Source organism: Streptosporangium sp. NBC_01810 (assembly GCF_035917355.1).
Lineage (GTDB): Bacteria > Actinomycetota > Actinomycetes > Streptosporangiales > Streptosporangiaceae > Streptosporangium.
Genome location: NZ_CP109070.1, coordinates 2,482,519 through 2,496,541, shown reverse-complemented (window position 1 = coordinate 2,496,541; position 14,023 = coordinate 2,482,519). Strand labels below are relative to the sequence as shown.

12 protein-coding genes and 2 pseudogenes are annotated in these 14,023 nt (G+C 68.7%); 7 read left to right on the top strand and 7 right to left on the bottom strand.

What is annotated here, in order from left to right:
- Positions 1-144: 144 nt before the first annotated feature.
- From OIE13_RS11200 to OIE13_RS11180, 5 genes are all read left to right on the top strand, one after another.
- A complete protein-coding gene (locus tag OIE13_RS11200) occupies positions 145-1,134 on the top strand; it encodes a dihydrodipicolinate synthase family protein (RefSeq protein WP_326640362.1) in 990 nt (329 codons plus the stop codon).
- 67 nt (positions 1,135-1,201) lie between these two features.
- Complete coding sequence (locus OIE13_RS11195; protein ID WP_326640364.1) at positions 1,202-2,560, top strand: ABC transporter substrate-binding protein; 1,359 nt, start codon at positions 1,202-1,204, stop codon at positions 2,558-2,560.
- A gap of 77 nt (positions 2,561-2,637) precedes the next feature.
- Positions 2,638-3,516, top strand: coding sequence for a carbohydrate ABC transporter permease (locus tag OIE13_RS11190; protein WP_326829962.1), 879 nt, complete (start codon positions 2,638-2,640; stop codon positions 3,514-3,516).
- Positions 3,500-4,444 carry a carbohydrate ABC transporter permease gene (locus OIE13_RS11185; RefSeq protein ID WP_326640368.1) on the top strand — a complete coding sequence of 315 codons (945 nt, stop codon included), beginning with the start codon at positions 3,500-3,502 and terminating at the stop codon, positions 4,442-4,444. The genes OIE13_RS11190 and OIE13_RS11185 overlap by 17 nt, the downstream gene beginning before the upstream one ends.
- A 24-nt stretch (positions 4,445-4,468) precedes the next feature.
- Positions 4,469-5,272 (top strand): SDR family NAD(P)-dependent oxidoreductase, encoded by an 804-nt coding sequence (locus OIE13_RS11180; protein WP_326640370.1) that lies wholly within the window; start codon positions 4,469-4,471, stop codon positions 5,270-5,272.
- A gap of 308 nt (positions 5,273-5,580) precedes the next feature.
- On the opposite strand, the gene OIE13_RS11175 is transcribed toward OIE13_RS11180, so the two are convergent.
- The 3 genes from OIE13_RS11175 to OIE13_RS11165 all read right to left on the bottom strand — a co-directional run bounded on the left by OIE13_RS11175 (position 5,581) and on the right by OIE13_RS11165 (position 8,676).
- Positions 5,581-6,672: an FAD-dependent oxidoreductase gene (locus tag OIE13_RS11175; protein ID WP_326829961.1), complete on the bottom strand. Its 1,092-nt coding sequence runs from the start codon at positions 6,670-6,672 to the stop codon at positions 5,581-5,583.
- Positions 6,657-7,301 carry an NAD(P)/FAD-dependent oxidoreductase gene (locus OIE13_RS11170; RefSeq protein WP_326640374.1) on the bottom strand — a complete coding sequence of 215 codons (645 nt, stop codon included), beginning with the start codon at positions 7,299-7,301 and terminating at the stop codon, positions 6,657-6,659. Before OIE13_RS11170 ends, OIE13_RS11175 begins: the two co-directional genes overlap by 16 nt.
- Positions 7,302-7,482: 181 nt before the next feature.
- Complete coding sequence (locus OIE13_RS11165; protein ID WP_326829960.1) at positions 7,483-8,676, bottom strand: choline dehydrogenase; 1,194 nt, start codon at positions 8,674-8,676, stop codon at positions 7,483-7,485.
- Positions 8,677-8,808: 132 nt separating this feature from the next.
- Between OIE13_RS11165 and OIE13_RS11160 the strand changes: the two genes are divergently transcribed.
- A complete protein-coding gene (locus tag OIE13_RS11160; protein WP_326829959.1) occupies positions 8,809-9,606 on the top strand; it encodes an IclR family transcriptional regulator in 798 nt (265 codons plus the stop codon).
- Here the strand turns inward: OIE13_RS11160 and OIE13_RS11155 are convergent.
- From OIE13_RS11155 to OIE13_RS11145, 3 genes are all read right to left on the bottom strand, one after another.
- The gene (locus OIE13_RS11155; protein WP_326640378.1) at positions 9,572-11,860 is read right to left on the bottom strand and encodes an FdhF/YdeP family oxidoreductase; all 2,289 of its coding nucleotides are present in this window, start codon (positions 11,858-11,860) and stop codon (positions 9,572-9,574) included. The genes OIE13_RS11160 and OIE13_RS11155 overlap by 35 nt on opposite strands.
- Before the next feature lie 72 nt (positions 11,861-11,932).
- Complete coding sequence (locus OIE13_RS11150; RefSeq protein ID WP_442811601.1) at positions 11,933-13,084, bottom strand: aromatic ring-hydroxylating oxygenase subunit alpha; 1,152 nt, start codon at positions 13,082-13,084, stop codon at positions 11,933-11,935.
- A gap of 70 nt (positions 13,085-13,154) precedes the next feature.
- Positions 13,155-13,502, bottom strand: a complete 348-nt coding sequence (locus OIE13_RS11145; RefSeq protein WP_326640382.1) for a bifunctional 3-phenylpropionate/cinnamic acid dioxygenase ferredoxin subunit — start codon at positions 13,500-13,502, stop codon at positions 13,155-13,157.
- A gap of 216 nt (positions 13,503-13,718) precedes the next feature.
- Between OIE13_RS11145 and OIE13_RS36625 the strand changes: the two are divergent.
- Positions 13,719-13,820, top strand: a pseudogene (locus OIE13_RS36625) (hypothetical protein); the annotation flags it as partial.
- A 45-nt stretch (positions 13,821-13,865) separates the two neighbouring features.
- On the opposite strand, the pseudogene OIE13_RS11140 reads toward OIE13_RS36625, so the two are convergent.
- A pseudogene (locus OIE13_RS11140) lies at positions 13,866-13,943 on the bottom strand (IS5/IS1182 family transposase); the annotation flags it as partial.
- Positions 13,944-14,023 lie beyond the last annotated feature (80 nt).

Here is a 14,023-nt window from a genome sequence, read left to right as displayed (position 1 = left end):
AACTCCTTTTTGCCACCTCCTCTCGGCTGACGATCGTCTCCCCCGCACCCCCTTGTCGGATGCGGGCCGGGGCGTCTATCGTTCCTATTTAAGAAAATATTTTCGGTATTTCGTACATCAAGCTTCATTGAGACAGGAGGGCGAATGAACGTCCAGACGAGTGCCTCACCCATGGCGACTCCTCTCGGCGCCGATGGCCTCACTGACGCCTCGACCCTCGTCCGGGGGATCTCGCCCGTCCTCGGGGTTCCGTTCACCGACACCGGAGACGTCGACTTCGAGGGATTCGGCCGGGTCGTCGACCACGTCCTCGGCACGGGCGTGACGAGCGTGATGTTTCCGGGGTTCGCCTCGGAGTACTACAAACTCACCGAGGACGAGCGCCGCGAGCTGACCGGGATCCTCCTGCGGCGGACCGCCCACCGGCGAGGCCTCGCCGCGATCGTCGCGGTGCAGGACCACACCACCCGGATGGCCGTCGCCCGTGCCCGCGAGGTCGTGGCCGCCGGGGCGGACCTGATCAACCTGCTGGCGCCGCACTTTCTCAGCCCTTCACGCCGCTCCCAGATCGAGCACGTGACAACGGTCCTGGACGCGGTCGCCCCGATCCCGGTGGTACTGCAGTACGCCCCGAACGAGACGGGAAGCAGCCTGGACGCGGCCACCATCGCCGCCCTGGTGCGCACCCACCCGAACCTCCGGCTGATCAAGGTGGAGTCCAACCCACCCGGGCGGCTCATCGGTGAGCTGGCCGCCCTCGACCCGCCGGTGACCTCGCTTGAGGGCTACGCCGGAGTGCAACTCCCAGACGCCTGGCGGCGCGGCGCGGTGGGCAGCCAGCCCGGATGCTCGTTCACCGAGATCTACGTCGAGATCTGGCGCCGGCTCACCTCGGGCGACGAGGCCGGTGGCGAGGACCTGCACCGGCGGCTGCTGCCCTACATCTCCTACTGGATGCTCGACACCGAGCTCATCATCGCCGCCGAGAAGCAGATCTCGTTCCGCCGGGGCCTCATCGACAGCGCCCACTGCCGCCGGCCCGCCCACCTGCTCGACGCCGAGGAACTGCGCCGGATCGAGGTCTTTCTCCAGGAGTTCGCGGACCTGCTGCCCGATTTGTCCGGACGAGGCTAGGTAAATGAGACAAAAATCTAGAAATAACGACACTAAACCCGATATCACTAAGAATGGAGGTTTCTCGGTGAAAGTTGCACGTAAGGTACTGGTCGGTTTGATCGTTGTGCCCAGCCTGGTTCTGACCGCGTGCGGCACAGGCGGCGCGACCGGCGCGAACCAGGCCCCCCAGCAGGCTCCCGACGCCAAGAGCTGGCAGCAGGACATCAAGGGCGGCTCGATCGAGGTCGGTGTGCTCCCGGCCGTCGGCACCCCCTCCCTGAAGTTCATGGAGGACATCGCCGCCGGGATCGAGAAGGACCACGCCGGCGCCGACCTGAAGCAGACCTTCGCCAACACCAAGGCGCGCGCGGCCCTGGAACAAAGGTGGCGCGCGGGTGACGGGCTCGACGTCGACTACACGATGTTCGACGGCACCAACCCGGCGCTGCTGGAGTGGGCCGACAGCGGCGCCCTGCTCGACCTCAAGCCCTACCTGGACCAGGTCGACACGACCACCGGCAAGCCCTGGCTGGACCAGTTCAGTCCGGCGGTCATGCAGTTCATGCAGCACCCGACGAGCAAGAAGATCTACGGCATCCCCTCCGAGCTGTCCCTGCAGGTGCTGTTCTACAACGCGGGGCTCTTCAAGAAGCACAACATCACCCCGCCCGCCACCTGGGACGAACTGATCCAGGCCGCCGACGGGCTCAAGGCCGCCGGGGTGGACCCGATCGCGGTCACCGGCCTGTTCGAGCCCTACATGGGCATGTGGAGCGACAACATCTGGTTGCGCACCGTCGGATACGACAAGGTCCACGACGTCGTCACCGAGGGCAAGGGGAGCATCGTCGACGACCCGGGCTTCCTCAAGGGGCTGCAGATGCTCCAGGACCTGCGGGACAGGAAGGGCTTCCTCAAGGGGTTCGAGGGAACCGACTTCACCGCGGCCCAGGCCCAGTTCTTCCAGGGCAAGGCCGGAATGATCATGATGGGCAGCTGGCTCGTCAGCGAGATGGCCGACGTGATCCCCAAGGACTTCGAGCTGGGCGTCCTGCAGTTCCCGACCGTGACCGGCGGGACCGGTGACCAGGAGAGCATGCTCGCCGCCGCCCAGTTGATGTCGGTGTCCGCCAAGAGCGAGAACATCCCGCTCTCGCTGGAGTGGATCCGCCGGGTCACCAGCGTGGAGACCCAGACCCGCAGGGCCAACGAGATCGGCGAGGTCTCCGGGGTCAAGGGAGTGGCGAGCCCTCCCGGACTGCCGGGCATCTCCGACGTCGTGGCCAAGGCCGACCGGCTCCAGGCGAGCTACTACGGCCTGATGGAGTCCAAGGCCAAGGAGGTCGTCTATCCCGAGATCGCCAAGCTGCTGTTCGGCAAGCAGGACGCGCAGCAGGCTCTCGACAACCTCGACAAGGGACTGCGCCGGGTCTACGGCAACTGAACCCCGTCCACCAAACCCGTCACGGGCTCCTCTTTTCGAGCCGGAGCCCGTGGCAGGTGTGAACCCCGGGAGGCCACATGCTCAAGGCGGCCCAGCGACGCATCATCATCCCATTCCTGATACCCGCGCTCGCGCTGCTGGGGGTCTTCTTTCTCTACCCGCTGGTCAAGACGGTGGACCTGTCGTTGAACGAGTTCTCTCGCACGGGAACGATGCGATTCGTCGGGATTGAGCAGTATCGCCTGCTGGCAGGCGACCCCGCCTTCTTCAACTCGCTCAAGAACACGTTCCTGATCACCATCATCGGCAGCTGCATGCTGTTCCCGCCCGCCATGGCGATCGCCTGGGCCCTGTCCCAGCGGATCCACGGCGAACGCTTCTTCAGGTTCGTGGTGTTCGCCCCGGTCGTCCTGTCGGTCGCCGTCGTTTCGCTGATGTGGAAGTTCCTCTACCACCCCACCCTCGGCCTGATCAATCCCGCGCTGGAGTCCATGGGACTGGGCGCCCTGGCCAAGATCTGGCTCGGCGACCCCGCCACCGCGCTGGCCGCCGTGACGTTCGTGTCCGTGTGGCACGGCATCGGCATCTGGATCGTGCTGCTGTGCGCCGGCTTCGAGCGCCTGCCCACCGACGTGCTGCAGGCCGCGCGCATCGACGGGGCGGGCGAGTGGCGGGTCTTCTGGAGCATCATGCTGCCGATGATGCGCGACCTGCTGCGCATGCTCGCCATCCTGTGGGTGGTGCAGAGCCTGCAGACCTTCGCCTTCGTCTACATCATGACCGGAGGCGGCCCTTTCGGCTCGACCGACACCGTCGGCACGCTGATGTACCGCGTCGCCTTCGACCGGGCCGACTTCGGCTATGCCGCTGCCATCGGCGTCGTGCTCGTGGTGGTCATGCTGACGGTGGCCAAGCTCCTCAACAAGGTGATGAAGCGCGATGACCTCCAGTACTGACCTGACGGCGCCCCCCACACCGGCCGGTCCCGCGGACACGCCCCGCCCGTCCGCCCCCACCTCGCGGCGGAGGAGTGACCCACCCCGGCCCCGTGCGCCGTTCCGCCCGCACCATCTCTTCTTCTACCTGCTGCTCGGCGTGGTCGCGCTCTCCTCGATCAGTGCATACACCTGGGTCTTCAACGTGTCGATGAAGACCAACAGCGAGTTCGTCTCCTCGCCTCCCTGGCAGGTCGCCGAGACGTGGCGCTGGGAGAACTACGCCAACGCCTGGGACCGCGCGAACATCGGCCTGTTCTTCGGCAACAGCGTGGTCATCAGCGTCGCCTCGACCGCGGTCGGCGTCGTGCTGGCCGTGTTCGCCGCCTACCCGCTGGCCAGGATCGCCTTCAGGTTCAGCGGCGTGGTGCTCAGCACCTTCCTGCTCGGGCTGATGATCCCGTGGATGGTCACCTTCGCGCCGCTCTACCTGATCATGCAGGATCTCGGGCTTCTCGACAGCCGGCTCGGCCTGATTCTCGTCTACGCCACCTACAACCTGCCGTTCAACGTCTTCGTCCTGGTCGGCTTCATGAAGACCCTGCCGTACGAACTGGAGGAGGCGGCGGCGATGGACGGGGCCGGCCCGGCACGCACGTTCCTCTCGGTGATCCTCCCCCTCATGGGGCCCGGGCTGGCGTCGGTCGCCATCATCAGCTTCCTGCAGAACTGGAACGAGTTCTTCTACGCCCTGCTGCTGATCCACTCTCCGGAGAAGATGCCCCTGCCGCTCGGGCTGTTCCAGCTGGGCCAGGCCGCCGACTACGGCACCAACTGGGCCACGCTGTTCGCCGGGATGATGATCACGGTCACCCCCGTGCTGCTGGGATTCGCCGTACTGCAGAAACAGATCACCAAGGGGCTGACGGCCGGCGCGCTCAAGGGCTGAGCCACAGCGGAGAGAGGGAGATTCATGTCATCTGGTCCTCGGGACACGACGTCACCGCGCCGCGCGCTGATCACCGGCGCCGGCGGGGGAATCGGGGCGGCGATCGCGCGGGTCCTGCACACCGGCGGCGCCACGGTGATCGTCACCGACGTCGACCTGGACGCGGCGCGCGCGACCGCGGACACCATCGAGGGCGCCGAGGCGGTCCACCTCGACGTGCGCTCGGAGAAGTCCGTCCGCTCGGCGATCGGCTCGATCACCTCGCGCCACGGCCCGGTGGACGTCCTGGTCAACAACGCCGCCGTCTGCAGCAACCTCGAGTTCGAGTCCGTGCCCGAACCGGTCTGGTCGGTCGACGTGGACGTCGTCCTCGGCGGGGCGATCCGCCTGTGCCAGGCGGTTCTGCCCGGCATGCGCGAGGCCCGGCGGGGAGCCGTGGTCAACGTGGCCTCGGTCAACGGCCACCGCTATTTCGGCAACGACACCTACAGCGCGGCCAAGGCCGGGCTGCTCAACCTCACCCGCGGTCTGGCCGCCCAGTACGGGCCGTACGGCGTGCGCGTCAACTCGGTGTCGCCCGGCACGATCGCCACCCCGATCTGGGAGGAGCGGCTCGCGACCGATCCGCACGCCCTGGACAAGGCCGCCTCGTGGTACCCGATGGGACGGGTCGGCACCGTGGACGACGTCGCCGAGGCCGTCGCGTTCCTGGCGGGCGACCGCGCATCATGGATCAACGGGATCGACCTGCCCGTGGACGGCGGCCTCCTGGCCGGAAGCCGCGCCATGGCCGTGGACATCGGCGCGGCCGTCGTCGACGCCGGATAACGCGAGAACACCTCGTTAGCTCGCGAAAGCCACGATCAGCGCGTTTCTTCTCGGTTCCCCAGGATGTCGTACACCTCTCCCTGCGACGTCCCGCGGCTGGAAGTTCGCGGGACGTCGCCGGGAGAGGCCGAGAACACGTCGGCCGCCCCTCGCGCTCGGAGCCGAAGGCGCGAGCACAAAGGAGGTCCCCATGCCGTAACGGCGTCCGCACTGCCGGGTGGTCACCGCCCGGGGAGAGGCGCGAGGGCCACGTCCGCGGGACGGACAGTGGCCCGCCTCCTTGCCCGGCCGCTCACGGACGGTAGCCGTTACGTCCGCCGTCGCGGTGACCGCGAGTCCCGGTCGGATCCGTAGCCGCTCCAGCCAGGTTCAGGGCCACCGACCTGGAACAGGTCGCGACCCAGCCTGGCCACGGTGATGTCACTGCGGATACCGCCGTCGTGATCGAGCAGCAGGCAGTACGTGACGGAGCCGACGGACTTGTCGACGTCGCCGGTGCAGATCCGCTGGAGGAAGGCGGCGGCTCCCCAGCCCGCGACCTCGATCCGCTTGAGCGCGCTCATGTCGTAGAGCGCGACGGCCTCGCGCGAGGCCTGGGCCTCGGCGCCGACGATCGGTGACCAGTAACGGGCGGCCCAGTCGTTCGGCCGGGGGATGTCGCGGTCTTCGAGCAGTGGCGCGTTGGCGTCGTACCACTGGGGACGCTCCCAGCCGCCCGCCTCGAGGAAGTACCCGCCAAGCTCGCGCTGGCGGGCGTGGAAGGGGCTGGTACGCAGCGGGCGCAGCTTCTCGGCCGGCTGGAGCGGGTGGATGATGTCGTAGACCTCGACGAAGTTCTGGCAGTCGCGGGTGCGCACGTACTCGGGGGCCAGTTGGTGGGCCTCGAACCGGTTGACGTCGCACTCGTGCAGGTCGAAGGAGGAGCAGTGGCCGTCGGCCAGCCATTCGGCCATGGCCCGGCCCACCCCCGCCGAGTGGGTGACCCACACCGCCTCGGCCACCCAGAAGCCTCGTACCTCGCGTGACTCCCCCAGCAGTGGCATGTTGTCGGTGGTGAAGGAGAACAGGCCGTTGACGCCCTCTTCGAGGGTGGCCTGCTCGGCGGCGGGCAGCAGCGCCCGGGTCTCGGCCCAGGCGGGGGCGAAGTCGTCGCCGGTGAACGGCAGCACCGAGGGCATGACCTCCGCGTCGGCGACCGGGAGGATCTCCTCCGGGGTGATCGGCATCGGGCGGTGGCCGTAGTAGCCGATGCCGAGCCGCTCGAATCGCTCCCGGTAGTACAGGTCGGCGTCCTGGTGGCGCAGGATCGGCCGGACGGCCTCCGCGCTCTGCCCACTGAGTGCGGGGAGGGGGCCGGTCCAGGCGAGCTGGTGGGCCAGGGGGGTCAGCGGCAGTGCCATGCGCCGACCATGCCCGCGACCTTGGGGCCCCAGATGCCGGCGCAGCAGACCACGAGGTCGGCGGGGATCTCGCCCCGGTCGGTGACGACGGCCGCCACCCGGTCGTCCTCGACCCGGATGTCTCGCACCTCGTGCCGGTCCAGCACGCGCACGCCCCGCTCCCGTGCTCGCTCCAGCTGGACCTCGACGGCGCGTACGGCTCCGGCCAGGCCGTCGGTCGGGACGAACAGCCCGCCGAGGACCCTGGCCCCGTCGAGCAGGGAGTGGTGCTCCACGCACTCCTCGGGGGTGAGCAGGCGCGCCTCGACCCCCCAGGCGGTGGCCCAGCCGTGGCGGCGGTGCAGTTCGGCGAGCCTCTCTGGCGTGGTGGCCACCTCCAGGCCGCCCACCTGGAGGAAGCAGTCGAGCGCGACAAGTTTTTCGACCGTGTAGCGGGCCAGTTCGGTCATGGTCTTGGACGGGTTGGTCTGGAACACCAGCCCTGGCGCGTGGGAGGACGATCCACCGGTGGCGGGCACGGCGCCCTGGTCGACGACCGTGATGTCGTCCCAGCCCTTCGCCGAGAGCTCGTCGGCCAGGGCCGCCCCGACGACACCGGCTCCGATGATGACGACGCGTTGGCCTGCCATACCCACCTCCGTCGTTGCACAGTCCGGAACGCGGTGCGCTTCCCGCAACAGATTGTCCTTTTGCGTGCGGCGCTGTCAAGAACGGGCCGTACCCGCCGGTGCAGGGACCGGGCACGGCATCGCAGGAAACCTCACCCGCCGTCATTGTCCGATCGGTGAACAGGCACGACAGCCGGCTTCTTCAGGGCTCGGGCGAGCGGCACCCCGGCGGGAGCCTGGCATGCCAGGCGGAAGTCGGCCCGATGTGCACCTGATAGCCGTGCCCGCCCGCCGGAGCCGAGCCGTCGTAGCGGACCGCGATGGGCAGGAAGTGGAACATCAGGTTGGGATAGTCGACGTCGTCGTTGCTCCGGGTGAAGCCGCCCGCCTCGAAGTGGTTGGTAGCGCCGGGGCCGCTCCGCGCGAACAGCCAGCGCGCGCCGATCCACGGCCGGTTGCGCCACTTCATCGCGGGCTGCATCGACACCGGCCGCTTGCAGCCGTACTGGATGTAGACCTCCAGGTGGTCCTGGAGGTTCTCGCCGACGCCCGGCAGGTCGCACACGACGTCGACGCCGAGGGCGCCCAGTTCGGCGGCGTTGCCCACGCCGGAGAGCTGGAGCAGCTGCGGGGAGTTGATCGCGCCGCCGCAGAGAATGACCTCGCCCGCGCGGACCGTCCGGCCGTCGTACTCAACTCCGACGGCACGCCTCCCCTCGAAGAGGATTCCGGTGACGTGCGCCCGCGTCCTGATCTCCAGGTTGGGGCGGCCGGCGACCGGGTGCAGGTAGGCGCGGGCGGCGGACAGCCGGCGCCCCCTGCTGATGTTGCGGTCGAACCGGGCGAAGCCCTCCTGCCGGTAGCCGTTGACATCGTCGGTCAGCGGGTATCCGGCTTGCTGCACCGCCTCGAAGAAGGCCCCGAACAGCGGATTGCGCACCGGCCCGCGCTCCAGCACGAGGGGGCCGCCCCGCCCGCGCATCGGGTCGGCGGGGTCGGCCGCCAGGCAGTTCTCCATCCGCTTGAAGTACGGCAGGCAGTGGGCGAAGTCCCAGGTCTCCATGCCGGGGTCGGCGCCCCAGCGCTGGTAGTCCAGCGGGTTGCCCCGCTGGAAGATCATGCCGTTGATGCTGCTTGAGCCACCCAGCACCTTGCCCCGGGCATGGTAGATCCGGCGGCCGTTCATGTGCGGCTCGGGCTCGGAGGCGTACTTCCAGTCGTAGAAGCGGTTCCCGATGGGGAAGGGCAGCGCGGCCGGCATGTGGATGAAGACGTCCCACGGGTAGTCCGGGCAGCCCGCCTCCAGCACCAGCACCCGGTTGGCGGGGTCGGCGGAGAGCCGGTTGGCGAGGGCGCTGCCGGCCGAGCCACCTCCAACGATGACAAAGTCGTACATGTCCACCTCGCCTCGCTCAAGCAGGAACAGTGTCCGAAATTGTAGCTAATAGCGCAATATAGTGCACTATTCGCAACAAACATTGTCGGCCCCGCTGACGTTCCTTCCCTTTCCAGCGCCTACAGTTGCGCTATGGGCAACGATCCTCTCGGCGGTCGCACCGACAGCAGCGGTGGAGTCCAGTCCGTCGACCGGGCCATCACCATCCTGGAGATCCTCTCCGAGCGCCGCGAGGCCGGGGTGAGCGAGATAGCCCAGGAGATATCGGTGCACAAGTCGACGGCGTTCCGGCTGCTGGGCGCGCTGGAGGCGCGCGGCCTAGTCGAGCAGGCGGAGGACCGGGGAAAATATCGCCTCAGCTTCGGGCTCATCCGCCTCGCGGGCGGGGTGGCCTCCCGGCTCGACCTCACCCAGCAGAGCCGCCCGGTCTGCCGCCGTCTCGCCGAGGAGCTCGGCGAGACGGTGAACCTGGCGGTGCTGCGCTCCCACTACGCGGTCAACCTGGACCAGGTACGCGGTCCCGCGGCGGTCACCACGCACAACTGGGTCGGCCAGCTCACCCCGCTGCACGCCACCTCCAGCGGGAAGGTCCTGCTGGCCCACCTCGACGAGGCGCACCGGGACCAGCTGGTCACCGCGGGCGGCCTGGAGCGCTACACCCCGAACACGATCACCTCCGCCGCCGCCCTGGAGAAGCAGCTTCTCCAGGCCCGCGAGCGGGGTTACGCGGTCACCGTCGAGGAGTACGAGATCGGCCTGAACGCCATCGCCGCGCCCATCCGCTCCTACGACGGTGAGATCGTCGCCGCGGTCAGCGCGTCAGGCCCCGCCTACCGTTTCGGCAAGGACCGGCTGCACGAGCTGGCACCGCTCGTGATCGCCGGCGCCCGCGACATCAGCCACCGTCTGGGCTACGCCGGACGAGCCTGACCACCACGCTCTTGGAGGTGGGGGTGTTGGAGGTCTCCGCGACCGAGTCGAGCGGCACGAGCACGTTGGTCTCCGGGAAGTACGCGGCGCAGCAGCCGCGCGCGGTCGGGTAGGCGACCGCGCGGAAGGACTCCGCTCTGCGCTCCCCGTCGGGCCACTCGCTGACCAGGTCCACCATGTCCCCGTCGGCCAGACCTCGCTCGGCCAGGTCGTCGGCGTGCACGAAGACCACCCGGCGGCCGTTGCGCACGCCCCGGTAGCGGTCGTCCATGCCGTAGATCGTGGTGTTGTACTGGTCGTGGCTGCGGACCGTCTGGAGCAGCAGCCGCCCCGGCGGCACCCGCAGCACCTCCAGGTCGTTGACCGTGAAGTTGGCCTTGCCCGTCGCGGTCGGGAAGCGGCGCTCGTCACGGGGTGCGTTGGGCAGCGCGAAGCCCCCGGGAGCGCGGACCCGGGCGTTGAAGTCGTCGAACCCGGGCACCACCCGGGAGACGCGGTCGCGGATCGCGTCGTAGTCGGCCGCGAACTCCTGCCACGGCACGTGCGGGTCGGCGCCGAACAGCTCCACGGCCAGCCGGCAGACGATCTCCACCTCGGAGAGCAGGTCGTCGGAGGCGGGCCGCAGCTTGCCCCGCGAGGCGTGCACCATGCCCATGGAGTCCTCGACCGTGACGAAACGGTCGCCGTCGCGTTCGGTACGCCCCAGCGTGGGCAGGATGAGCGCCTCCCGCCCGCACACGGCGTGCGAGCGGTTCAGCTTGGTGGAGACCTGCACCGTCAGCCTGGCCCGGCGCATCGCCTCCTCGGTCGCCGCCGTGTCGGGGGTGGCGGACACGAAGTTGCCGCCCATCGCGATGAAGACCTTCGCCTGCCCGGAGCGGAGCGCCCTGATCGCCTCCACGGTGTCGAAGCCGTGTTCGCGGGGCGGCTCGAAGCCGAACTCGTCGCGCAGCGCGTCCAGGAAGCGGGCCGGCGGCTTCTCGTAGATGCCCATGGTGCGGTCGCCCTGGACGTTGGAGTGGCCCCTGACCGGGCAGACCCCCGCGCCCGCGCGGCCCACGTTGCCACGGAGCAGCAGGAAGTTGACGACCTCCCTGATGGTGGCGACGGAGTTCTTGTGCTGGGTGAGCCCCATCGCCCAGCACACGATCACCGATTTCGCGCCGAGCACCTCCCGTACGGCCTCCTCGATGGCCGGGCGGCCCAGCCCGGTCGCCTCCTCTACCTCCGCCCAGTCCAGGGAGCGCAGGTCCTCGGCCCATTTGTCGAAGCCGTGGGTGTGGGCCTCGACGAAGTCGCGGTCGATCACGGTGCCGGGGGCGGCCTCCTCGGCTTCGAGTAGCAGCAGCGACATCGCCTTGAAGAGCGCGAGGTCGCCGTTGAGCCGGATCTGCAGGAACCTGTCGGACAGCGTCGTCCCCCGCCCCACCAGCCCCGACGGCCGCTGCGGGTTCTTGAAGCGGAGCAGTCCGGCCTCGGGCAGCGGGTTGACCGCGACGATCCGGGCGCCTTCGCGCTTGGCCCGTTCCAGCGCCGAGAGCATCCGCGGATGGTTGGTGCCGGGGTTCTGACCGACCACGAAGATCAGGTCGGCCCGGTACAGGTCCTCCAGCGAGACCGTGCCCTTGCCGATGCCCAGGGTCTCGTTGAGCGCCGAGCCGCTGGACTCGTGGCACATGTTGGAGCAGTCGGGCAGGTTGTTGGTGCCGAACCTGCGCACCAGGAGCTGGTAGGCGAACGCGGCCTCGTTCGAGGTGCGCCCCGAGGTGTAGAAGAGCGCCTCATCCGGGCTGTCCAGCGCGCGCAGCTCCCGCGCGATCAGGGAGAACGCGTCATCCCAGCTCACCGGCACGTAGTGGTCGGAGCCCTCGGGTTTACGCATCGGCTCGGTGAGCCGCCCCTGCTGGCCCAGCCAGTATTCGGTGTGCCCGGCCAGGTCGTCGACGGTGTGCCGGGCGAAGAAGTCGCGGGTGACCCTGCGGACGGTGGCCTCCTCGGCCACCGCCTTCGCGCCGTTCTCGCAGAACTCGAACGGGCTGCGGTGCTCGCCCTCGGGCCAGGCGCAGCCCGGGCAGTCGAAGCCTTCCTTCTGGTTGACCCCGGCCAGGGTGAGGAGGGTGCGGCCGACTCCCATCTGGGCGTTGGCGGTCAGTAGCGACCGGGTCACCCCTGGTATGCCGGCTGCCCACTCCTTGGGAGGCCCGATCTCAATGCCGTCCTCGTTGACGTCGTCGCGCGGAGCCTTCCTGGCCATCCTCGCGCCCCCTTCCGATCGCCCTGCGTCCCGAAACGGAGGGTTTCGCACACTATAGGCGTCTGCCCGCCGTCAACCGGATCCGGCCCTCAGTCTGTTGATCACCCAGTCGTGGAAGGCCCCGATGTGGTGTTCGCTGGGCACCAGGACCCCACCCTGAGCGTACGCCCGGGAGTTCATCGCGGGCTGGCACCTCTCGCAGGCCGCGAAGTCCTGCTCGTTGACCCGGTGGAAGAGCTCGACGGACGGGCCGAGGTCGGTGCCCGCGTCCACCACGTCCTTGAGGAAGAGCCAGTCGCACTCCACGATCGTCCGGTCGGCCGCCAGCGGGAACATCCGGTGCAGGATCACGTGGTCGGGCACCAGGTTGACGAAGACCTGCGGCTTGATGGTGATCGCGTAGTAGCGGCGGTCCTGCTCCTCGCCGACCCCCGGGATGCGGTCCACCCCCGCCGAGCCGTCGACGGTGAAACCCCGGATCTCCTCGCCGAACTCCGCCCCGTGCCCGACGAAGGACTGCGCCGCGTACCCGTCGGCGAACTCGGGCAGCACCTCGGTGAGCTCGGGGTGGATGGTGGCGCAGTGGTAGCACTCCATGAAGTTCTCCACGATGAGCTTCCAGTTCGCCTTCACGTCGTAGACGATCCTGCGGCCCACCGCCAGGTTGGCGATGTCGTAGCTCTCGATGGCCCGCTCGTCGCCCAGCCGGGCCGTCGCCTCACCGATCACGTCCGCCTCGAACGACGGCGGCTCATCGGCCAGGCAGACCCACACGTACCCGATCCACTCGCGCACCGCCACGTTGACCAGCCCGTATTCGGCCCGGTCGAGGTCGGGCATCTTCGTCAGGTTCGGCGCGGCGATCAGCCTGCCCTCAAGGTCGTAGGTCCAGGCGTGGTACGGGCACTGGAAGGCCCGCTTGACCTCGCCGGACTCCTCGGTGCGGATCCGGGCGCCGCGGTGGCGGCACACGTTGAGGAAGGCCCGGATCGAGTCGTCCCTGGCCCGGGTGACCAGGATGCTCTCCCGGCCCACCTGGACGGTTCTGAAGGCTCCCGGCTTTCCCAGGTCGGAGGCCCTGGCGACGCAGAACCACATCGACTCGAAGATGCGGGCCTGCTCCAGCGCGAAGACGTTCTCGTCGGTGTAGTAGCCGCCGGGCAAGGTGGCGATCACACTGGGCGGCAGGCTTCTCGCGGTCACGATCGCTCCCTGGTCTGCCATGTTGACGGGTTGGGGCGGCCGTTGACGGGGAGGGCGCGGCCCGGCGCGAACCCTCGCCCGCGCGCCCGCGTCATGCCGTACCCGCGCGCACGCCGGGCGGCAGGTTCGGAGGCTCCTCGGAGGGCACCACGTAGACGGTGTCGTCGGAGACCACCACCCGGTGGGTGCGCAGCGGCAGCTTGGCAGGGGGACTGCTCGGCCGTCCCGTCCGCAGGTCGAAGCTCGACGCGTGCAGCGGGCATTCGATCTCACACCCCTCCAGCCACCCGTCGGAGAGCGAGGCGTCCTGGTGGGTGCAGGTGTCGTCCACGGCGTAGATCTCGCCGTCCTCGGTGTGGAAGACCGCGATGGGCGGGTCGACGTCGAGCCGATGGGCCTCACCCGGAGGAAGGGCCGCGAGGGGGCAGACAGGGATCATCGCAACAAACCCCGGTTTCGTAAAGCAGAACAAGCAGCGCTATACGCAACAGCGTGACCTCCGGAAATCCCACTGTCAAGGGTCTTCCCCATGGTCACGCGAAGGCCGAGTGGCGCACCCGCCATCGCCACTCAACCGATCCGCACGACGTTCCCCTGACACACCAAAGGCTCCGCACGTAGCCTGAACCGTTACAGATACGTGTAGGGCCTGCTCATGCGCGACGGCAGTACGAATGGCCCAGCCGCCGAAGAAGCTGTCGGACGGCGGATCGCCCAGGCTCGTAAGCTGCGCGGTCTGACGCGGCAGCGACTCGCTGACCGGGTGCCCTGTTCCAAGAGCCTGATCGCCCAGGTCGAACGGGGAACTGGCGGGGAGGGTTTCATAGTCGCGGGCCAGGCGACGGTACAGCATGATCCAGCCCAGGCTTCGCTCGACGACAAGGGTGGTAGTGCTCCACACCTTCCCTATTCAGAATCTCTTTCACGATCCGCTGTCGCGACAATGGCTTTGCCCCGCCA